General features: G+C 71.3%; 21 protein-coding genes. 11 read left to right on the plus strand and 10 right to left on the minus strand.

The window, feature by feature from the left end; translation table 11 throughout:
• Nucleotides 1-23: 23 nt before the first annotated feature.
• The gene (locus BZB76_RS10365; protein WP_121434058.1) at nt 24-629 is read left to right on the plus strand and encodes a TetR family transcriptional regulator; all 606 of its coding nucleotides are present in this window, start codon (nt 24-26) and stop codon (nt 627-629) included.
• A gap of 9 nt (nt 630-638) precedes the next feature.
• Here the strand turns inward: BZB76_RS10365 and BZB76_RS10370 are convergent, their stop codons facing one another.
• From BZB76_RS10370 to nucS, 3 genes are all read right to left on the minus strand, one after another.
• Nucleotides 639-1,427, minus strand: coding sequence for a site-2 protease family protein (locus tag BZB76_RS10370; RefSeq protein WP_121434059.1), 789 nt, complete (start codon nt 1,425-1,427; stop codon nt 639-641).
• Between the two features lie 123 nt (nt 1,428-1,550).
• Nucleotides 1,551-1,958: a DUF3224 domain-containing protein gene (locus tag BZB76_RS10375; protein WP_246006862.1), complete on the minus strand. Its 408-nt coding sequence runs from the start codon at nt 1,956-1,958 to the stop codon at nt 1,551-1,553.
• A gap of 43 nt (nt 1,959-2,001) precedes the next feature.
• Entirely contained in the window at nt 2,002-2,682 is a 681-nt protein-coding gene (gene nucS / locus BZB76_RS10380; protein WP_121434619.1) for an endonuclease NucS, read from the minus strand.
• Nucleotides 2,683-2,825: 143 nt separating this feature from the next.
• Between nucS and BZB76_RS10385 the strand changes: the two genes are divergently transcribed.
• Complete coding sequence (locus BZB76_RS10385) at nt 2,826-3,014, plus strand: hypothetical protein (protein WP_121434061.1); 189 nt, start codon at nt 2,826-2,828, stop codon at nt 3,012-3,014.
• A 132-nt stretch (nt 3,015-3,146) separates the two neighbouring features.
• Complete coding sequence (locus tag BZB76_RS10390; protein WP_121434062.1) at nt 3,147-3,533, plus strand: SCO5389 family protein; 387 nt, start codon at nt 3,147-3,149, stop codon at nt 3,531-3,533.
• Between the two features lie 32 nt (nt 3,534-3,565).
• Here BZB76_RS10390 and BZB76_RS10395 read toward each other — a convergent pair whose 3' ends face one another.
• A complete protein-coding gene (locus BZB76_RS10395; RefSeq protein WP_121434620.1) occupies nt 3,566-4,552 on the minus strand; it encodes an LLM class flavin-dependent oxidoreductase in 987 nt (328 codons plus the stop codon).
• Nucleotides 4,553-4,607: 55 nt separating this feature from the next.
• Between BZB76_RS10395 and BZB76_RS10400 the strand changes: the two genes are divergently transcribed.
• From BZB76_RS10400 to BZB76_RS10415, 4 genes are all read left to right on the plus strand, one after another.
• Entirely contained in the window at nt 4,608-6,179 is a 1,572-nt protein-coding gene (locus tag BZB76_RS10400) for a 3-hydroxyacyl-CoA dehydrogenase family protein (protein ID WP_121434063.1), read from the plus strand.
• Nucleotides 6,180-6,192: 13 nt separating this feature from the next.
• Complete coding sequence (locus BZB76_RS10405) at nt 6,193-6,507, plus strand: ATP/GTP-binding protein (protein WP_121434064.1); 315 nt, start codon at nt 6,193-6,195, stop codon at nt 6,505-6,507.
• 9 nt (nt 6,508-6,516) lie between these two features.
• Nucleotides 6,517-7,239, plus strand: coding sequence for an alpha/beta hydrolase (locus tag BZB76_RS10410; RefSeq protein WP_121434065.1), 723 nt, complete (start codon nt 6,517-6,519; stop codon nt 7,237-7,239).
• Between the two features lie 128 nt (nt 7,240-7,367).
• Nucleotides 7,368-8,159, plus strand: a complete 792-nt coding sequence (locus BZB76_RS10415) for an alpha/beta fold hydrolase (RefSeq protein ID WP_121434066.1) — start codon at nt 7,368-7,370, stop codon at nt 8,157-8,159.
• 25 nt (nt 8,160-8,184) lie between these two features.
• Here the strand turns inward: BZB76_RS10415 and BZB76_RS35810 are convergent, their stop codons facing one another.
• The 3 genes from BZB76_RS35810 to mce form a co-directional block, all read right to left on the minus strand.
• Complete coding sequence (locus BZB76_RS35810) at nt 8,185-10,152, minus strand: AI-2E family transporter (protein ID WP_246006863.1); 1,968 nt, start codon at nt 10,150-10,152, stop codon at nt 8,185-8,187.
• Nucleotides 10,153-10,308: 156 nt separating this feature from the next.
• Nucleotides 10,309-11,646: a DivIVA domain-containing protein gene (locus BZB76_RS10425; protein ID WP_121434067.1), complete on the minus strand. Its 1,338-nt coding sequence runs from the start codon at nt 11,644-11,646 to the stop codon at nt 10,309-10,311.
• 361 nt (nt 11,647-12,007) lie between these two features.
• Complete coding sequence (gene mce, locus BZB76_RS10430) at nt 12,008-12,442, minus strand: methylmalonyl-CoA epimerase (RefSeq protein WP_121434068.1); 435 nt, start codon at nt 12,440-12,442, stop codon at nt 12,008-12,010.
• Nucleotides 12,443-12,550: 108 nt separating this feature from the next.
• Between mce and BZB76_RS10435 the strand changes: the two genes are divergently transcribed.
• Nucleotides 12,551-13,738, plus strand: coding sequence for an acetyl-CoA C-acetyltransferase (locus BZB76_RS10435; protein ID WP_211342982.1), 1,188 nt, complete (start codon nt 12,551-12,553; stop codon nt 13,736-13,738).
• 29 nt (nt 13,739-13,767) lie between these two features.
• On the opposite strand, the gene BZB76_RS10440 is transcribed toward BZB76_RS10435, so the two are convergent.
• Entirely contained in the window at nt 13,768-14,439 is a 672-nt protein-coding gene (locus tag BZB76_RS10440; protein ID WP_121434070.1) for a DUF4230 domain-containing protein, read from the minus strand.
• Nucleotides 14,440-14,559: 120 nt separating this feature from the next.
• Between BZB76_RS10440 and BZB76_RS10445 the strand changes: the two genes are divergently transcribed.
• On the plus strand, nt 14,560-14,856 hold the full coding sequence (locus BZB76_RS10445) for a DUF3817 domain-containing protein (RefSeq protein WP_121434622.1): 297 nt from the start codon (nt 14,560-14,562) through the stop codon (nt 14,854-14,856).
• Here the strand turns inward: BZB76_RS10445 and BZB76_RS10450 are convergent.
• Together BZB76_RS10450 and BZB76_RS10455 are read right to left on the minus strand one after the other, a co-directional pair.
• Nucleotides 14,817-16,106, minus strand: coding sequence for a hypothetical protein (locus tag BZB76_RS10450; RefSeq protein ID WP_211342933.1), 1,290 nt, complete (start codon nt 16,104-16,106; stop codon nt 14,817-14,819). The genes BZB76_RS10445 and BZB76_RS10450 overlap by 40 nt on opposite strands.
• Nucleotides 16,099-17,136, minus strand: coding sequence for an ATP-binding cassette domain-containing protein (locus tag BZB76_RS10455; protein WP_246006864.1), 1,038 nt, complete (start codon nt 17,134-17,136; stop codon nt 16,099-16,101). Before BZB76_RS10455 ends, BZB76_RS10450 begins: the two co-directional genes overlap by 8 nt.
• Before the next feature lie 432 nt (nt 17,137-17,568).
• Between BZB76_RS10455 and BZB76_RS10460 the strand changes: the two genes are divergently transcribed.
• Together BZB76_RS10460 and BZB76_RS34690 are read left to right on the plus strand one after the other, a co-directional pair.
• Nucleotides 17,569-18,519 (plus strand): tetratricopeptide repeat protein, encoded by a 951-nt coding sequence (locus BZB76_RS10460; RefSeq protein ID WP_246006865.1) that lies wholly within the window; start codon nt 17,569-17,571, stop codon nt 18,517-18,519.
• A 126-nt stretch (nt 18,520-18,645) separates the two neighbouring features.
• Entirely contained in the window at nt 18,646-18,810 is a 165-nt protein-coding gene (locus tag BZB76_RS34690) for a hypothetical protein (protein ID WP_170180573.1), read from the plus strand.
• Nucleotides 18,811-18,821 lie beyond the last annotated feature (11 nt).

The raw sequence follows: 18,821 nt of genomic DNA on the forward strand, positions 1-18,821 counted from the left end.
AGGCACGCGGTTAGCATGGGGGCGTGACGGACACCACGCGGCGGCCCCGGCGGTCCCCGGCCCCGGACGAGCGCAAACTGGACGCCGAGCGGTCGCGGCGGCTGCTGCTGGACGCCGCGCTTGAGGAGTTCTCCGCCCGGGGCTTCGCGGGCGCCCGCGTCCAGGACATCGCCGACCGGGCGGGCCTCAACAAACAGCTGATCAACTACTACTTCGGCGGCAAGGAGGGCCTGTACCGGGCGCTGAGCCGCCGCTGGCTGGAGCGGGAGGTCGAGTTCAACGACCCGGTCGTGCCGCTGGACGAGATCGTCGTCCGGTATCTCGACCATGTGCTGGACGACCCGCGCGGAACGCGGCTGAACGCGTGGCGCGGCCTCACCGAGGACCTCGACGACATCCCCGGAGACCGCGAGGACCTGTCCGACCTGGAACGCCGCCAGGCCGCCGGAGAACTCGCCGACGACCTGGACCCCGCCGCGGTCATGCTGGCGATGACGGCGATGGTCTCGGCGCCCGTGACCATGCCGCTGGCCGTGCGCCGCGTCTTCGGGCTGGACCCGGACTCACCCGAGTTCCGGGAACGCTACGCCGAGCAACTCCGCCGCATCACCCGACACCTGTCGGGCTGAACGGCCGTATCAGTCGTTCCACCACTGGAACAGCGTGTGTCCGAACTGGATCGGCAGCTCGTCCAGGCCCAACACGTCGGTGACGTTGAAGACCAGATCGAAGAAGGCCTCGTTGATCGGGTCGATCCAGAGCAGCGCGACCAGGACGAGGAAGGCGTATCCGCTGTAGGCCTGGGCCTGGTCCACCAACCGGCGCGGCAGATACGGCTCGATGATGCCGAAGCCGTCCAGCCCCGGGATCGGCAGCAGGTTCAGGATCGCGGCCGTGACCTGGAGGAACGCGAGGAACGCCACGCCCAGCCAGAACACGCCGTGATCCTGGTGCGCGAAGTTCTTGTAGAAGACCGCGAGCATCACGGCGAACGCCGCGTTGGACAGCGGACCCGCCGCCGAGATCAGGCTGTGCCGCAGCTTCCCCTGGATCAGATGCCGGTCGATCCACACCGCGCCGCCCGGCAGACCGATCCCGCCGAGCAGGATGAACACCACCGGGATCACGAAACTGAGGAGCGTGTCGGAGTACTTCAGGGGGTTCAGCGTGAGGTACCCCTTTTTGACGACGCCGTAATCTCCCGACCGGAACGCCATGTAGGCGTGCCCGAACTCGTGCAGACACAGCGACAGCACCCACGCCGACAGGACGAACCCGAACAGCGCGAGCCGTGCCGTCCTGGACGGATCGTTCCCGTACCGCCACGCGAGCAGCCCGCACAGGACGGTCGCCGCCACGATCGCGAGGAACACCGGGCTCGGCCGCACCGCCGCGGACCCTCGCGTCCCGTGCGCAGTTCCCTTCATCGCTCCCGGCCCCTCTCGCCACACCGCCGTTCCCCGGGCGTCCCGTCTAAGTCGACCGTCGTCGCGTCGGTGGGGACCGGGGGCATAGGTGAACATTACCGGGCGTGCGGCGCCGTCCCGTCCCTAGTCGAGGGTGTACTCCAGCGCCCAGGAGTGGCCACCGTCCTCGCCGACGGTGATCTGACCGACCCCGCGGATGCCCGCCAGCTCCCCGGTGCCGGACGTGGGGACGATCAACCATCGCAGCCACTGCGTGTCGGCCGTGCCGTCCTCGCTGCCCGCGCTGTGCTGCAGGACGAACGTCCCCTCGCGCCCGTGCAGGATCCCCTGGAGATACTCGACGCCCACATAGGCGACGGGCCCGGCGGCGGTCTCCACGGTGATCAGTTCGGTGCTGCTGGTCCCGACCAGGTCGCCGTGAAAGGTCTTGCCGACGTGGATCCGGGTCAGCTTGGTGCCGCCCTGCTCCTCGTAGGGCTTCTCCGCGTCCCAGGCGTCGATGTCGAAGGTGCCGCTGGCTTGAAACGTCATGCCCGCAATGATGCCGCTTCCCCACCCACCACACGGAGCGCCCTCAGAAGAGGGTGCCCTCGTGTTGGATGCCGCGGAGGGCGTCGTAGTCGAGGGTGACGCAGTCGATGCCGCGGTCGATGGCGAGGACGCGGGCCTGGGGTCTGATCTCCTGGGCGGCGAAGACGCCTCGAACGGGCGCGAGATGCGGGTCGCGGTTGAGCAGTTCCAGGTAGCGGGTGAGCTGTTCCACGCCGTCGATCTCGCCGCGGCGCTTGATCTCGATGGCGACGGTGGCGCTGTCGGCGTCGCGGCACAGGATGTCGACGGGGCCGATCGCGGTCGGGAACTCGCGGCGGATCAGTGTCCAGCCGTCGCCGAGGGTGGTGATGTGCTCGGCGAGCAGCTCCTGGAGGTGCGCCTCCACGCCGTCCTTCTGCAGGCCCGGGTCGAGGCCGAGTTCGTGGCTGGTGTCGTGCAGGATCTCCTCGATGGTGAGGATCAGCCGTTCTCCCGACTTGCCGTGGGTGACCGTCCAGCGGGCGATGGCGCCGTTCTCCTCGTGGGGCTCCTCGCGCAGGGAACAGGGCGGGTTCATCCAGTTGAGGGGCTTGTAGGCGCGGTCGTCGGCGTGGATGCTCACGCTGCCGTCCGCCTTGATCAGGATCAGGCGGGGTGCCATCGGCAGATGGGCGGTGAGCTTGCCGGCGTAGTCGACGCTGCAGCGGGCGATAACGAGACGCACGCCGACCAACCCTAGTGGTGGACGTCGGCTAAGGCGTGCGGATGCGGGATCTAAGGCGTCCTGCCGATGTGGGGGAGGGGGCCTTAGGACGAGTCTCTTCACTGCCGGGTCGTGCCGTTCGACCCGGGAGACGGGGAGGGGTCTTGTACCACCACGACATCATGCGGTCGGTCATCCGGGAGCGGGAGCGCGAGATGCGGGCCGAGGCGGACGCGGTCCGGGCCGGTCGGCTGGCACGGCGGGCCCGTGACTTCTGGGCCGAGCGGGCCGAGCGGGTCGCCAGGCCGATCAAGCGGCGGACGTCCCGGCAGGGCACCGCGCCCGCGCGCTGACCCCGTCCCGGCGCGCGGGGGCCGCCGGGGAGCGTTCGCGTAGCGGAATGAAAATCTTTGTCAAGCCTGGAATCGGCGGGGGCCCTGATCTAGCGTCGAGAGCGGATCCGACGACTGCGAAAGGACCCCCGCATGTCTCTTGACGTGACCCCGGAACTCCTGGAGAGGGCGCAGCAGGGCGAGGTCGACGACGCGGCGTTCGTCGAGTGCATCAAGACGTCCCTGCCCTACGCCTGGGAAATGATCAGCGGACTGGTGGCGCGGCTCCAGGTCGACGGCGGCGAGTTCGCCGACAACGTGGAACCGCCGCCCGACGAGCAGGCCCGCGGCCAACTGCTGCGGGTGCTCGCCAGCGACTCCATGCGCGGGACGCTGGAGCGCTACTTCGGCGTCAAACTGGCCTTCCAGAACTGCCACCGCGTCGCCGTGTTCCCGAGCGGTGACTCCGGCGCCTACCGCACGTTCGTGACCCCCCGCGAACAGATCCTCAACCAGTCGCCCGAACTGCGCGACTGCTGAACCCGGCGCGGCGCGCTCCGGCGCGCCGCGTGTCAGCTCGTGGCGGCGCGGACCTTCGGCAGGACGTCCGCGCCCAGCCGCGCGATGTTCTCCAGCGTGGCCGAACGGGACCCGGCGGCCTCGACCAGCAGGATCAGATGCCGGATGCCGGTCCGTTCGACGGTGGTCACCAGCGACTCGACGCAGTCGTCCGGTGAACCCACGGGGTGCAGATCGCACAGGTGCCGCGTGTAGCCGACCGGGTCCGGGGACGGCCGCGGACGATCGTCGACGGCGACGTACCCCTCCAGCCCAGGGCCGAGCCAGCGCGGCATCTCGGTCATGAGGGTCGCGACGGCCTGCTCCCGGGTGTCGGCGACCTGGGCGACATGGGTCGAGATGTGTGGGGCGGCGGGAACTCCGTGGCGGGCGACGGCGGCGGCCTTCTCGTCCGGGCCGACATGCATCCCCAGCAGCATCGGCAGCCCCCGCGCCGCCGCGAGGGCCTCCGTGGCCGGTGATGTGCACGCGACGGCCACGGGCGGCGGGACGGCGGCACGCGGCACCACCGGAACGTCCCGGAAGCGGAACCGTTCTCCCGACCACCCGACCCGGTCGGAACGCAGCCACGCCAGAAGAAGGTCGAGGGACTCGGCGAAACCGTGTTCGTAACGGTCGAGGCCGGTGCCGAACACCTCCAGATCGCGCCATGGTCCGCCGCGTCCCACGCCCAGCCGGAAACGGCCGCCCGAGAGTAGGGACAGCATCGCCGCCTGCTCGGCGAGCGCCACCGGATGCTGGGTGGATAGCACGCTGACCGCCGTCCCGACCTCGATCCGGTCGGTGACGGCCAGCAGATGCCCGGCCAGCACGGTCGCCGACGGGACGACCCCGTACGACATGAAGTGGTGTTCGGCGAGCCACACGTCGTCGAACCCGGCGCGTTCGGCGGCGACGGCCGCCTCGACGGTGCGGGTTAAAGCGGAGGCGTCGTCCTGGTCGGGGAACCGGGCGGTGAGAAGGAAGACTCCGAGGCGCACACCCCCGTCGTACCCGGCATCGTGCGGCCGTGCGCGCTCTGCGAGACTGCCGTTCATGACTGGTCGTTCGTTCAGCAAAGTCGGGGTGGTCGGACTGGGCACCATGGGCGCCGGCATCGCCGAGGTGCTGGCGCGCGGGGGCCTCGCCGTGGTGGGCGTGGAGGTGAACGAGGAGGCGCTGGAACGCGGGCGCGGGCATCTGAGACGCTCGACCGGACGGGCCGTCGAACGCGGCAGGCTCACCGAGGAGGAACAGCGTGCCGTCCTCGACCGGATCGCGTTCTCCGTCGACTTCACCGACCTGTCCGCATGCGATCTCGTCGTCGAGGCCGTCCCGGAACGGCTCGATCTGAAACGCGCGGTGTTCGCCGAACTCGACCGGGTGTGCGGCGACGACGCGGTCCTCGCCACGAACACGTCCTCGCTGTCGGTCACCGGCATCGCGGCCGGGACGAGCCGTCCCGCGAAGGTCGTCGGGGTGCACTTCTTCAACCCCGCGCCCGTGATGAGACTGGTCGAGGTCATCGGGACCGTCCTCACCGAGCCGGACGCGGTGTGCCGTGTCGCCGAACTCCTCAAGGGCCTCGGCAAGACGCCGGTCGCGGTCGGCGACCGCGCCGGGTTCGTCGCGAACCGGCTGCTCTTCGGCTACCTGAACCAGGCCGCCGCGCTCCTCGACTCCGGGCACGCGACCCGCGACGACATCGACACCGCGATGAAGGTCGGCGCGGGCCTGCCGATGGGCCCGTTCGCCCTCATGGACCTGATCGGCCTCGACACCTGCCTCGGGGTGCTGGACGCGATCTACGCCGAGTCCCGCGACCGTCGCCACGCCGCCGCGCCGCTGCTCCGCCAGCTCGTCACCGCAGGGCTCCTCGGCCGCAAGACCGGCCGCGGCTTCCACACCCACGACGGTTCTCCGGCCCCCAAGGCGGAACCCGTCGACGGCCCGCCGCCGGTCGTCGGCCTCGTCGGCGTCGGCCCGCTCGCCGACGCGATCGCCGCGCTGTGCGACCGGGCGGGCAGCCCCGTCCGCGACTCCGCCGCCGGGCTCGCCGACTGCGACCTGGTGATCGAGGCCGCGGAGGACGCCGATGCCGGCCGGGCACTGCTGTCGGCCGTCGCCCAGGCCGTCAAACCGGGCACGGTCCTCGCCGTCACGTCCGTGGACGGGTCGGTGGTCCGGCAGGCGATGGCGACCGGACGTCCCGCCGACGTCGTCGGGCTGCACCTGCCCGACCCGGCCGGACCGCTCGCCGAGATCGCCGTCACCGTCGCGACCGCCCCGGACATCGCCGACCGGGCCACGGACGCCGCCCGACGGCTCGGCCTCACCGCCGTCCGCTGCCGCGACCGGGCCGGGTTCATCGTGGACGCGCTCCGCTTCCCGTACCTGAACGACGCCGCCGCCATGCTCGACGCCGGATACGCCCACGCCGACGCGATCGACGACGCGATGACGCTCGGCTGCGGCTACCCGACCGGCCCGATCGCCGAACTCGACCGGCTCGGCCTGGACCGCGCGGTCGGCGTCCTGCGGGCCCTGTACGCCGAGACCCGCGACCCCGCGCTCGCCCCCACACCGCTGCTCGTGGAGCACGTCACAGCCGGTGTCCCGCTGCGCTGAATATCCTCGAAACATGAGCCCCCGCAAGAACCGTCGCGCCGTCCACGGCCGTCCCGCCGGCAGCGGCGGCGGCCCGTGGGCCCAGGACACCGAGGAAGGCCCGGACGGGGAGTGGATCGTCCGGGCCGTGTCCGGGGCCGCGGCGGTCAAGGCGTACCGGTGCCCCGGATGCGACCAGGAGATCCCGCCGGGCGTCGGGCATGTCGTCGCCTGGCGGGTCGACGACCGGGACGGCGAGGACCGGCGGCACTGGCACCGTCCCTGCTGGCAGGCACGGACCCGGCGCGCGCCGCGCGTCCAACGCTCACGCAACGCACCGCGTTACTGAAGGAGACACATGGCGGAGATCAGGGCGTCCTCGGTGCTGCCGGCGCGGCGTGAGGACATCACGCTGCACACCTCCGACGGCCTGGAACTGGTCGGCGAACTGGCGTCGCCCCTCGAACGGCCGCCGGTGGCGACACTGGTCTGCCTGCATCCGCTGCCGACGGCCGAGGGCATGATGGACAGCCATGTGCTGCGCAAGGCGTCCTACCGGCTGCCCGCGCTCGCCGACATCGCCGTGCTGCGGTTCAACACCCGCGGGACGACCTCGGCGCGCGGCACGAGCCAGGGCGAGTTCGGCGAGGGCGAGACCGAGCGGTTCGACGTCGCGGCGGCGCTGGAGTACACCGAGTACCACGACCTGCCACGGCCATGGCTGCTCGGCTGGTCGTTCGGCACCGAGCTGGCCCTTCGATGGGGACGCGACCCGCTGGTCGAGGGGGCGATCCTGCTGTCCCCGCCGCTGAAACGCGCGGGCGACGCCGACCTGGACGCCTGGGGCGCCGACGGACGGCCCCTCGTGGCGCTCGTCCCGGAGTTCGACGACTTTCTCCGCCCGGCGGAGGCACGGAAACGGTTCGAACGCGTGCCACAGGCCGAGGTGATCGCGGTCGACAACGCCAAACACCTGTGGGTCGGGGAACCGTATGTGCGGATCGTTTTGAACGAGATCGTGCAGCGGGTCGCCCCGGCCGCCGCCCCCTTGCCCACCGAATGGGATGAAACGGGCGGATAGCGTCGGACGGTTTTGCGGCGGCCGGTCACGGCCACTCCCGTCGGTCCCGACCCGAGAGCGGGTAGACGAAGGGCGAGCCGCCACGTCCCCGGCGGCCCTTCGATGAACTCCGTCCGGAAGGACCGCCTATGACCGTGCAGCTGTACGCCAGGGATGTCGGTTCCGGCACGCCGCTCGTTCTGCTGCACGCGTTCCCGCTCTCCTCGGCGATGTGGCTGGCCCAACGGGAGGGCCTCGCCCCACGGTTCCGCGTCATCACCCCCGACCTGCGCGGCTTCGGCGGCTCCCGGCTCGGCGACGACGAACCCTCGGTCGACGCGATGGCCGACGACATCGCCCGCCTGTTCCGGCGCCTCGGTATCGGACGGGCCGTCGTCGGCGGGCTGTCCATGGGCGGCTATGTGGCGATGGCACTGTGCAGGCGCCACCCCGACCTCGTCCTCGGGCTCGTGCTGGCCGCCACCCGCGCCGCCGCCGACAGCGAGACCGTCCGGGAGAACCGGTTACGGCAGGCGAGCCGCCTCGACGGCGACGACGGCACACAGGTCCTCGTGGAGGAGGTGCTGCCGAACCTCGTCGGACCGACCACCTACCGGCAGCGCGCCCTCGTCTACGGACGCGTTCGCGGCCTCGTCCAGGCGACCCCGCCGCACGCCGCCGCATGGGCGCAGCGCGCCATGGCGGACCGCCCCGAGTCGTTCGCCACGCTCCGCGGCCTCGGCGTACCCGCGCTCGTCATGATCGGGGACGAGGACGCCCTGGCCACCGAGGAGGAGGCCCGCGCCATGTCCGAGGCGATACCGAACGCGGAACTGCTCGTCATCCCGCGCGCCGGACACCTGTGCGCCGTCGAGCAACCCGACCTGTTCAACCAGGCCGTCGCCGAGTTCACCGCCGCGCTGGCCCGCACCAGCCACTGAGCCGGCCCGGGGGGCGCACGGGCCGCTACATCGTCTCCTGACGCGGCATGACGACCTCGCGGATCAGCAGCGAGATCGCCGCGGCCGTCGGGATCGCGAGCAGCGCGCCGACCACACCGAGCAGCGTCCCGCCGATCAGCGCCGCCACGATCGTCACCGCGGGCTGGACGTCGACGGTCCGCTTCATCACACGCGGATAGACGACGTAGTTCTCCACCTGCTGGTAGATCAGATAGAACACCGCACAGATGATCAGATCGGTGAGGTTTCCGGTCAGGAACGCGAGCAGGCAGACGACGACCGCGCCGATCGTGGCGCCGATCAGCGGGATCAGGTCCGTCACCGCGACGATCAGCGCGAGCGCGAGGGCGTACTTCACCCCGACGATCGACAGGAAGACATAGGACGTCGTGCCCGCGATGAACGCGATCGTGAACTGCCCCGCGACATAGCCGCCGATCCGGTCGAGGATCTCGTCGCCGAGCAGCGCGACCCTGGCCCGCCGGGACCGCGGCGCCAGCTGGTAGAAGAACGTCTTGATCTGCGGCAGCGAACTCATGAAGTACAGCGTCAGGATCAGAATGGTGATCGTCTGGAAGACGCCGTTGACCGCGACCTTGCCGATACCGGTGGCGATGTCGGTGAGGCCGTCCTGGAAGCCGTCGCTGTTGACGGTCTTCTCGGCGCGTTCCAGCAGCCCGTACCGCTTGTCCCAGTCGGCCAGCGTCTTGTTGTCCTGCAACTGCCCGACGAACTCGGGGATCTTGGTGCGCAGCTCGGTGACCTGCTCGGACACCGGCTGGACGAGTGAGGCGACGAACCCGGCGAAGAACAGGATCACGCCCATGAACACCGTCGCGACCGCCGCTCCGCGCGGCAGCCCGAACCTGCGCAGCCGCTCCACCGCCGGATTCAGCCCGACCGCGAGGAACATCGCGACGACGATCATCACGATCACGGACTTGGCGTTGGTGGCGGCCTGCACCAGCATCCACGCGGTGATGACACCGAGCGCGGCGGTGAACCCGAACACGAACGGGTGGGCCCGGCCGAGCGGCTCGCCGGGCCGTCCGAACGGGAAGCGGTGGTCGACGCCCGCCTCGCGCCTGCGCTGTTCGACATCGTGCGCCGGGTCGGGCGCCTCCGGCTCATGCGCCACCCGCCGGCGCGTCAGCCGTTCGCGGACCAGCCGTCCGCCCGCCGGGGGCTCCGCCGGGAGGTTGACGGGACCGCCGGTCGCGGGGTCACGTTCCCCGACGGGCTCGTCGGTCTCCTCGGGAATCAACGCCCCGCTGTCCGCGACGGCCTCCTCGGACTCTTCATCGGCTCCGACGGCGGCCTCGCCCGTCCGGCCCGGCGCCGTCCGGCCGTGAGGCTCGGTGTCGGTGTCGCTGCCCGCGGCGGGCTCCTCGGCAGGGTCTCTAACGGGTTCGGTGGCGGCCTTGCCCGTTCGGCCTGGCTGCGTTCGGCCGTGAGGCTCGGTGTCGGCGTCAGTGTCGGTGGCGGCCGCTTCGGGGGCGTCGGTGGCGCTGTCCGCGACCGGCTCCTCGACAGGGTCTCTAACGGGTTCGGGGGCGGCCTCGCCCGTCCGGCCCGGCTGCGTCCGGCCGTGAGGCTCGGCGTCGGTGTCGCTGCCCGCGGCGGGCTCCTCGGCAGAGTCTCTAACAGGTTCGGTGGCGGCCTTGCCCGTCCGGCCTTGCTGCGTCCGGCTGTGCGGCTCGGTGTCGGTGTCGCTGTCCGCGACCGGCTCTTCGGCAGGGTCTCTAACAGGTTCGGTGGCGGCCTTGCCCGTCCGGCCCGGCTCCGTCCGGCTGTGAGGGTCGGTGTCGGCGTCCGCCTCAAGGGCCTCGGTGCCGGGGGCGTCGGTGGCGCTGTCGGCGGTCTCGGTGTCGTCGGCGGGTGGGGTGGGAGCGGGCACCCTGCCGTCGGTGGCCGGGCGTGCGTCATCGGCTCGCGCCTGCGCGCCTTTGTCGTTGGCGGTCTCGTCGGGCACGCCGCTCTCCTCTTCCGTCCGGCCGCGGTCGCTCACCCGGCCCGCCGGCCGGGTCCCGGATCAAGCACTACGTGGTGAGACGTAGGAAAGCCTAGAGGCGTTCGCGACCTCTAGGCTTTCCTGTTGCTCGTCGACCGTGTCACACGGCCGGTGGGATCACTCCTGCCACCAGTCCTCGTCGTCCTCCTCGGACTTCTTGGCCTGGCTCTGCTTGGCGGGTGCCGCCTTGCCCGCGGGCTGGGCGGCGGGCTGCTGCTTCGGCTGGGCCTGCTGCGACGGGGCCGGCTTGGGGTCGGCCGCGGGAATGGCGGCCTTCTCCGGGGGCGCGGCCAGCTCGGCGTCGCCGCCGAGGTTCGGTGCGACACCGCCGATGAGCTGGCGCAGCTGGTTGAGGTGGCTGGTGATGCTGTCGCGCTGCCGGGTGAGCTCGTCGACCTGGCGCTGCGCCGCCGTCCGGACGCGGTCGGCCTCGGCCTTGGTCTCGGCGAGCAGCTGCTCGGCCTGCGACTTGGCCTCGGCGATGACGTTGTCGGAGTTCTTGCGGGCGTTGGCCATGAGCTGCTTGGCGTGCGAGTCGGCCTCGCGCCGGGTCTGCTCGGCCTGCTGGGTCGCCTTGGCGGCCCGCTGCTCGGCGGACGCGGCGCGCTGCTCGGCCTCGGCGACGAGCTTCTGCGTGGCGGCCTGGGCGGCGGAGTGCCGTTCGGCGTCCTGCCGGTCGGCCTCCTCGCGGCGGGCGGCCAGCTGGATCTCGAACTCGGCCTCCGCCTGGGCGCGCTGGGCCTCGCTCTCCTCCAGGATGCGCTGCGCCTGCGCCCGCATCTCGTCGGCCTGCCGCTTGGCGGTCGTGAGGATCTCGTCGCGCTCCCGCTTGGTGGACGCCCGGAGCTGGGCGACCTCCCGCTCGGTCGTGGTGCGCAGCTTGGCGATCTCGCGTTCGGCACCGGCGCGCTTCTCGGCGACCTCGTGGTCGGCCGTGGCGCGCAGCTTGGCGACCTCCCGTTCGGTCGTGGAGGTCAGCTCGTCGGCCTCCCGCCGGGCCGAGGTGCGCACGTCGTCGGCCTCGCGCTCGGCCGCGTTGCGCATCTCGTCGCACTCGCGCTGCGCGATGGCGCGCAGCTCGGCGGCGTCGTTCTCGGCGTTGGCGCGCTGCTCGGCGGCGTCGACCTTGGCCGCCGCCTTGATCTCGTTCGCCTCGGACCGCGCGGCCTGGACGAGTTCGGTGGCCTGCTCCTCGGCGAGCCGGAGCAGCTGCTCGATGCGGGCGCCGAGACCGGAGTAGGTGGGACGCTCCTGTTCCTGGAGCTGGCGATGCGCGTCCGACAGCTCCCGCTGGAGCGCCTGGGTCTGCTCGCGGGTCTGCCGTACCTCGTTGTCGAGCGATTTGATGTGCTCGTCGACCTGGTGCCGGTCGTAGCCGCGAAGCACCACGTCGAACTCGCGTGGGGGCGTGTCCTCAAAGAAATTGCTGAGCTGGGCGTCGATGTCGGACTGCATGTGGCTCAATCCTGATGTGACGGGGCTACCAGTGGTTCCGGGGACCGGTTGATCGCCTGGCACGACGGCATGACGGGCTCCATGAACGGGCTCAGTGCCCCAGACCTCTTCCGGCAGATGAAGCCTACTCCCGACACTGCCGTGTTGGGGGTTCATCTTGACACGCTGCGTGGTTTGTTCGTGTTTGTGAGCGCCCTCACCAGCCCCGGGACGGCCCACGGAAGGGTCGAGCAAATGCACCAGAAGTGTCCGAACAGTCACAGAGCAGCGGTCCGGGGCGTCCGGCCCGACTCCGTGTATCGAACACGTCACGATCGGGCCGGACCCGCCCGCAGGCCCCGTGCCGGTTGGCCTGGGAAGATCATGTAGGGCGTCGGCGCTTCTGCACGAGCTCGGTCAGCACGCCGTGGCAGTCCTTCGGATGCAAAAAGTTGATCAAAGAACCCATCGATCCGCCGCGCGGCGCGTCGTAGAGCACGCGCACGCCCTTGCCCGCGATCCCGGCCGCCTCGTCGGCGACGTCCCCGTCCGTTCCGAACGCGATGTGATGGACGCCCTCACCGTTTTTCGCCAGCCACTTCGCGACCGCCGAGTCCTCCCGAATCGGCTCGATGAGCTGCAAATACGTCGCCGCGCCGTCCCCGGTGTCGTTGATCTTCAACATGCACTCCCGGACGCCCTGCTCCTCGTTCACCTCGAAATGTGCATTCGTGAAGCCGTAGGTGGACCGGTAGAACTCGACGGTCGCCTCGAGATCGTGACAGGCGATGCCGATGTGGTCGATACGCGTCAACATGGGTCTTCTCCCTACTCGGGCATACAGAGGGGGCCGGACGGAACCGAACGGTGTTCTCCTGGGTATGGTGACAAACGTCGCCGCCCTTCGCTCTGGAGGCCCCACATGATCTCCACATCCGTGATCGTCGCCGGTGCGCGCACCCCGATCGGCCGCCTGATGGGCGCGCTGAAGGACTTCTCCGCGGTCGACCTCGGCGCGCATGTCGTCAGGGCGGCGTTGGAGCGCGCCGGGGTGTCCGGCGACCAGGTGCAGTACGTGATCCTCGGGCAGGTGCTCCAGGCGGGGGCCGGGCAGATCCCGTCCCGGCAGGCGGCGGTCAAGGCGGGCATCCCGATGAGCGTCCCGTCGCTCACCATCAACAAGGTGTGCCTGTCCGGGCTGGACGCGATCGCGCTCGCCGACCAGCTGATCCGCGCGGGCGAGTTCGACATCGTCGTGGCGGGCGGCATGGAGTCCATGACCCAGGCCCCGCACCTGCTGCCGAAGTCGCGCGGCGGCTACAAGTACGGATCCGTCGAGCTTCTCGACCACATGGCCCACGACGCGCTCACCGACGCCTACGAAGGCATCTCGATGGGCGAGTCGACCGAGCGCTACAACGCCAAGTTGAACATCTCCCGCGAGGAGCAGGACGAGTTCTCCGCCCGTTCGCACCAGCGCGCCGCCGCCGCCATCAAGAACGGCGTGTTCGACGCCGAGATCGCCCCCGTCGAGGTACCGCAACGGCGCGGCGAGCCGGTCGTGTTCGCCACCGACGAGGGCGTGCGCGGCGACACCACCGTCGAGTCCCTCGCCAGGCTCCGTCCCGCGTTCGGCGCGGACGGGACGATCACCGCCGGTTCGTCCTCGCAGATCTCCGACGGCGCCGCCGCGGTCGTCGTGATGTCGAAGGCGAAGGCCGAGGAGCTCGGTCTGCCCTGGCTCGCCGAGATCGGCCCGCACGGCAACGTCGCCGGCCCGGACACCTCGCTCCAGTCCCAGCCGTCCAACGCGATCAAGCACGCCCTCGACAAGGCCGGTTTGGACGTCGCCGATCTCGACCTCATCGAGATCAACGAGGCGTTCGCGTCCGTGGGCGTCCAGTCGATGCGCGACCTCGGGGTCGGACCCGAGAAGGTCAACGTCAACGGCGGCGCGATCGCGCTCGGCCACCCGGTCGGCATGTCCGGCGCCCGCATCGTCCTGCACCTGGCGCACGAGCTGAAGCGCCGCGGCGGCGGAACCGGTGCCGCGGGCCTGTGCGGCGGTGGCGGCCAGGGCGACGCCCTCATCCTCCGGGTGCCCTCGTCCTGACCGGGGCCGCGCGGCGGTGAACCGACGAGTCACCGGGAGCCGATGTTGACGGTGACGGTCGTGAAGCCGAGGGCCCTGAGCATGTTCTCCAGCATCGTCTTGGTGTTGGCGTCGGCGCGTTCCTTGAGGCCGCTCTGCGCGGCGGCCGTCTGAATCTTCTGCGCCGCCAGAACGTACATCTGCTGCTGGTTGCTCGGGTTGTCGCTGAAGAAGTCGCCGAAACGGTCGAACAGGCCGCGTTCGGTGGCGTAGACGTAGCTGTGCTTGGTGTCCAGGTTGGTCTTGTCCAGTTGGGCGTGCGGCAGCGTGAGGGTCGCGGCCGTCCGGTCGGCGTTCACCTTCACGGCGCCGGAACCCAGCTTCGAGAAGTCGACGTAGGCGTCCACGGAACCGTTGCCGACGAACAGGGTGCGTTTGCCGCGCAGCGCGCTCGGCAGGAACTTGGCGTCCTTCTCCAGGTCGACGATGACCTGGAAGTTGCCGCTCGCCGCCTCGTAGCGGTGCAGGTCGCGGATCGACTTCAGCAGGACGGGCCCGCTGCGGTCCTTGGTCTCCTCGGCGAACGGGTTCAGCCAGCCGGGAAGGCCGCGCCAGACCTGCTGGACCACCAGCACGGCGGCGATCGTCGCCACGACGAGCAGCACGGGGACGAGCAGCCCGCGCCGGGGCCGCACGGGATTCGAAGACGCGTCCTTGTCCATCTATCGGATCTTCCCGGAAGAACCGGTCCGTATCTGGCGGGACGGTGAGGTCGGTGTGAGCGAAGCCATAGCGCGGCCCGAAACCCGGGCACGAGCAGGCGCGTTCCATCGGGCGTGGACATGGTGCGTGTATTTCGTTACGTCTCCCTCGCCGAGGCGGTCTCCTTCCTGGTGCTGCTGTTGGTCGCGATGCCGCTGAAGTACGGCGCGGACGCGCACGCGGGAGTCCAGGTGGTGGGACCGACGCACGGAGCCCTGTTCATCGCCTACATCGGGCTCGTGTTCGTCGTCCGCTCGCGACTCGGATGGAACCTCAAGCGGACGGTGCTGGCCCTGGCCGCGGGTGTGCTGCCGGTCGCGCCGTTCTTCGTGGAGCGCTACTGGGCGAAGCGTCCCGTGTCGGCCCCGGCGTCGTAGAGACGCGGGTGCTCGAACGGCCGGAAGTTCACCGGCCCCAGCGTGCAGTCGCGGTAGGCGGCGAAGTGAACGCGTAGCCAGGAGCGGCGCCGGGCCTCACTCCAGGAGGCGAAGCGGCGCCCGGTCTGCGCGTCGGGAACGCTCGGCGGATCGTCGCCGAGGAGCCAGGCGTCGACCAGTTCGCGGTACCGGTTCGGCGGGTCGGTGCAGGTGCGGGCGTCCTTGAGGGTCTCGCTGATCTGCCGGACCGCCCGCGCGGCGTACCCGGGTGCCAGGGTCTCGTCGAGATGGACGGTGGCGACGCCGTCCTCGACCGTGAGAGGAGCCCACGCCGGACGCTGCTCCACCGTCGTGAACGCGCCGGGCGTTCCGTCCAGCCGCGCGGCGAGCGGGGTGGCCGCCGCGATCAGTCTGGGCAGCGCGTCCCGGAGCGCGGGGTGGACGCAGACGGTCAGCGGCCAGTCGCGGCACACCGGTTCGGCCGCCACGGGGGTGACCGTCCCGTCGGAACGGTGGAGGCCGAGCGTGGCGGCGCCGGTCGCGCCGAGGGCGACGACGAGGGGCAGGACGATCAGGAGCCGCCGCGTCGCCCACATCACGTAGCCGAGGATCAGCGCGGTCGTCAGCCCGGCCGCCCAGGTGAGCTGGTCGACGAGGATCTCGGGACGCAGCGTCGTGAACAGGGCGATGTGGTCGAACGCCGCCGGCGGAAGCAGGCTCCACCACGACACGCCGGGGACGCGCGCCGCGGCCCACACCGCCGCCACCGTGAGGACCAGGGCGGCCGTCGCGCGGTGCGGGATGAGACGTCCCGTCAGGTAGCCGACGACGACGTGCAGGACGAGGGAGCCCGCGCCCGCGACCACGCCCAGCGGATGCGGATGCCCGGCCTCCGACTGGGCGAGGGTGGCGGCGACGACCACGACCGTCACCGCCGCGTAGGAGACCAGCGCGGCGGCCGACAGCAGCAGCAGGTCGAACAGGACGCCCGTGGCGGGCGAGCGCGCCGTGAGGTCGCGCAGATAGTCGAGCGGACGTTCCCGCACCGCCGTCCACGCGGCGAGGGCCGCGGCGACGGGACCGAGGAACCGGACGGCGTTGACCAGCGCCACGACGGTGTTGTCCCAGTACGCGACCGGGCACAGCGACATCGCGGCGGCCACCGTGCCGACCACGGTGAGGACCGGCACCGCGACCAGCAGTGCCGTGCGACGGGCGTCCAGCCGGAGCACCCGCCCGAGGTCAGACACCGGTGGCGCTCCGGGCGGGCGGCCGCCGGGCCCGCAGCCTCGCGATCTGCGGCAGCGTCATCTCCGGCAACGTCAGCCGCCCCGGCCTGCGGTGACCGGCGTTCCGCGATGCCGGCGCGCCCTGTGGGGCCCTGGCCTGTGGCGTTCCCCCTTGCGGGGCTCCGGCCTGCGGGTGCGCGGCCCGCGGGCGCACGGCCTGCGGATTCACGGCCTGCGGGTTCACGGGCTGTGGGTTCACGGGCTGCGGAGTCATGGCCTGTGGGGTCATGGCGCCGGTGTCGCGTCGCCGGGCGCCGGCGGCGCCGCGGCGGTCGGCGGCGGTGCGGCCACGGCGGGCGGTGGCCGAGTGCGTGGGTTGCTCGCTCAGCCTGCCGCGGGCGAGCGTGAAGAGCCGGTCGCACCAGCCGCTGAGCGTCCCCGTGGCGTCGGCGGTGACGACGACCGCCGGGGCGAGGGAGCGCAGCACCGGGATCAGCTCCGCCATGGCGGCGGTGAGCGCGTGGTGGCCGGGACCGGCGGCCCCGGTGGGCCACGGCTCGGCGGCGGCGCACAGGTCGCCGAACGGGTCGTCGAGCAGGACGACATCGGGCTCGTGGACGCAGGCGGCGGCGAGCCCGGCGCGGAGGCGGACGTCGGGCGGCAGCAGCGCGAGTTCGGTGCCGGCGGCCTCGACGAGGTCGAGCCGTCGCACCATGGAGCGCGCGGCGGATGCGCTCGTCCGCTTGTAGTAGGCCGCGTACTCGACGAACTCGCGGGCCGTCATGTGCTCTGCCCGCGCGAACCGCGCGGGCAGGTATCCGATGACGGCCCGTGCGGCGCGCAGACCGGCGGCGGTCGTGATGTCATGTCCGAGAATGTGCAGCGCACCGGCATTCGGCCTGCGCAAGGTCGCGAACGTGGCCAGCAGAGTGGATTTCCCGGCACCAGGTGGACCGGCCAGGCCGACCACGCCTTCGGGCACGCCGAAGGTCACCGGGCGCAGGAGCCACCGCCCCCCGCGGCGGACACCCATTCCTCGGGCCACGATCACGGAATGATCCGCGATCACAAGTTTCCCCCCGTTACTCGTCATGCGGTCGCGGCGGCCGGTCGGCGCGTCCCGTGAAAACGGGTGCGCCGGTGGCCTCGTCCCCCAACATTGCCACGTGGCGCCCGTCGGACCGGACCTCCGCCGTTCGGCGGGCCCGGCGTGCCGGTCGCTTTTGCCGTGCCGCGATGCATCGACACGGTGACTATAACCGGGCTTGGTGATGGCTGTCAGCAATCTTTTTGCCTTTACGGCAGCGCGTCTGGATTTTTTGCCTGCCCCGCCGAAATGCCAGAATTCTTGATAATACGGACAAATGGTAAATTGGACGTCGAGTGTGGAGGGGTGGGCGGCACGCCGGGCCGTCCGGGCCGTCCGGTCCGCTGGGAGCGTACGGGCGTACGGTCACCACCGGTCATGGGGCAGGATGGACCCATGCCTTCTCGGGACTTTTCGTTGCACGGGGCCATCGATCTGGGGGCGCGCCAGGCGGCCGCCCGGAAGCAGCAGGAGCGCCGGGCCCAGGGCGGAGACACGTCCGCGGGCACGGGCGGGGGCGGCGCCGCCACCGAATACGTCGTGGACGTGACCGACCAGACGTTCAACGCCGAGGTCGTGGAACGGTCGCAGTCCGTTCCCGTCCTCGTGGACTTCTGGGCCGAGTGGTGCGGCCCGTGTAAGCAGCTCTCGCCGGTTCTGGAGAAGCTGGCCGAAGAGGCGGCCGGCAAGTGGATCCTGGCCAAGATCGACATCGATGCCAACCCGCAGCTCGCCGCGTACATGCAGCAGATGGGCGTGCGGGGCATCCCGTTCGTGGCGGCGGTCGTCGCCGGGCAGCTGCTTCCGTTCCTGAACGGGGCGGCGCCCGAGGCGCAGGTGCGGCAGGCCATCGACCAGCTCTTCGAGGCGCTGGTCAAGGAGGGCCTCCTGCTGGAGGCACCGGAGAGCGGCGAGCCCGGGGACGCGCCCGCCGTCGACCCGGTGCGGCAGCAGGCCGAGGACGCCCTGCAGCGCGGCGACCTGGACGGCGCCAGGGCCGCGTTCGAGCAGATGATCGCCAGGGATCCGCGGGACGCCGGGGCCAAACAGGGCCTCGCGGCGGTCGAGCTGAGCCGGCGGGTGCGGGCGCTGGACCCCGAACGCGTGCTCCAGGAGGCCGCGGAGAAGCCGGGCGACGTGCAGACGCAGATCAACGCGGCCGATGTGGAGATGGCGTCGGGACGCTTGGAGCAGGCGTTCGAGCGGCTGCTGTCGGCGGTTCGGGGCAGCGCGGGCGACGATCGCGACGCGGCGCGCAAGCACCTGCTGTCGCTGTTCGAGGTCCTGCCGCCGGACGACCCGCGTGTCACCAAGGCCCGCAGGTCCCTCCAGTCGGCCCTGTTCTGACGCCCGACCCGCCGTCTTCCGTGGGCGTCGCGGCTCGTCGTCCCGCCCGCCGGGAACCGCCCCGCGGGCGTGTCCCGGGCGGGACGAGCCGGGGCGATCGGGACACCCTACGGCCTGGTTGAGCGTATGCTCGATGGCAATGACCGCGCCCGTACGGCCCATGTGAAGCACGTCCACGGGGCCGATCCCGTTGATCCCCGGCTCCACCGTCTCGTGATCGACGCGATGAGCCGGTCCGCGTCCGCGACCGGTGAACCCGTCGTCGCGGCGCGGGTGTGCCGAGTCACCTGAAGGGACCGGGC

It is taken from the genome of Actinomadura pelletieri DSM 43383, assembly GCF_003634705.1.
Classification (GTDB): Bacteria; Actinomycetota; Actinomycetes; order Streptosporangiales; family Streptosporangiaceae; genus Spirillospora; species Spirillospora pelletieri.

Excerpts from the sequence above, each read along its gene's own strand:
- BZB76_RS10370 (WP_121434059.1), bottom strand. The coding sequence starts at position 1,427 with ATGAAGGGAACTGCGCACGGGACGCGAGGGTCCGCGGCGGTGCGGCCG.
- BZB76_RS10375 (WP_246006862.1), bottom strand. The coding sequence starts at position 1,958 with ATGACGTTTCAAGCCAGCGGCACCTTCGACATCGACGCCTGGGACGCG.
- BZB76_RS10390 (WP_121434062.1), top strand. The coding sequence starts at position 3,147 with ATGTCTCTTGACGTGACCCCGGAACTCCTGGAGAGGGCGCAGCAGGGC.
- BZB76_RS10400 (WP_121434063.1), top strand. The coding sequence starts at position 4,608 with ATGACTGGTCGTTCGTTCAGCAAAGTCGGGGTGGTCGGACTGGGCACC.
- BZB76_RS10405 (WP_121434064.1), top strand. The coding sequence starts at position 6,193 with ATGAGCCCCCGCAAGAACCGTCGCGCCGTCCACGGCCGTCCCGCCGGC.
- BZB76_RS10410 (WP_121434065.1), top strand. The coding sequence starts at position 6,517 with ATGGCGGAGATCAGGGCGTCCTCGGTGCTGCCGGCGCGGCGTGAGGAC.
- BZB76_RS10415 (WP_121434066.1), top strand. The coding sequence starts at position 7,368 with ATGACCGTGCAGCTGTACGCCAGGGATGTCGGTTCCGGCACGCCGCTC.
- BZB76_RS10425 (WP_121434067.1), bottom strand. The coding sequence starts at position 11,646 with ATGCAGTCCGACATCGACGCCCAGCTCAGCAATTTCTTTGAGGACACG.
- mce (WP_121434068.1), bottom strand. The coding sequence starts at position 12,442 with ATGTTGACGCGTATCGACCACATCGGCATCGCCTGTCACGATCTCGAG.
- BZB76_RS10440 (WP_121434070.1), bottom strand. The coding sequence starts at position 14,439 with ATGGACAAGGACGCGTCTTCGAATCCCGTGCGGCCCCGGCGCGGGCTG.
- BZB76_RS10445 (WP_121434622.1), top strand. The coding sequence starts at position 14,560 with ATGGTGCGTGTATTTCGTTACGTCTCCCTCGCCGAGGCGGTCTCCTTC.
- BZB76_RS10460 (WP_246006865.1), top strand. The coding sequence starts at position 17,569 with ATGCCTTCTCGGGACTTTTCGTTGCACGGGGCCATCGATCTGGGGGCG.
- BZB76_RS34690 (WP_170180573.1), top strand. The coding sequence starts at position 18,646 with ATGCTCGATGGCAATGACCGCGCCCGTACGGCCCATGTGAAGCACGTC.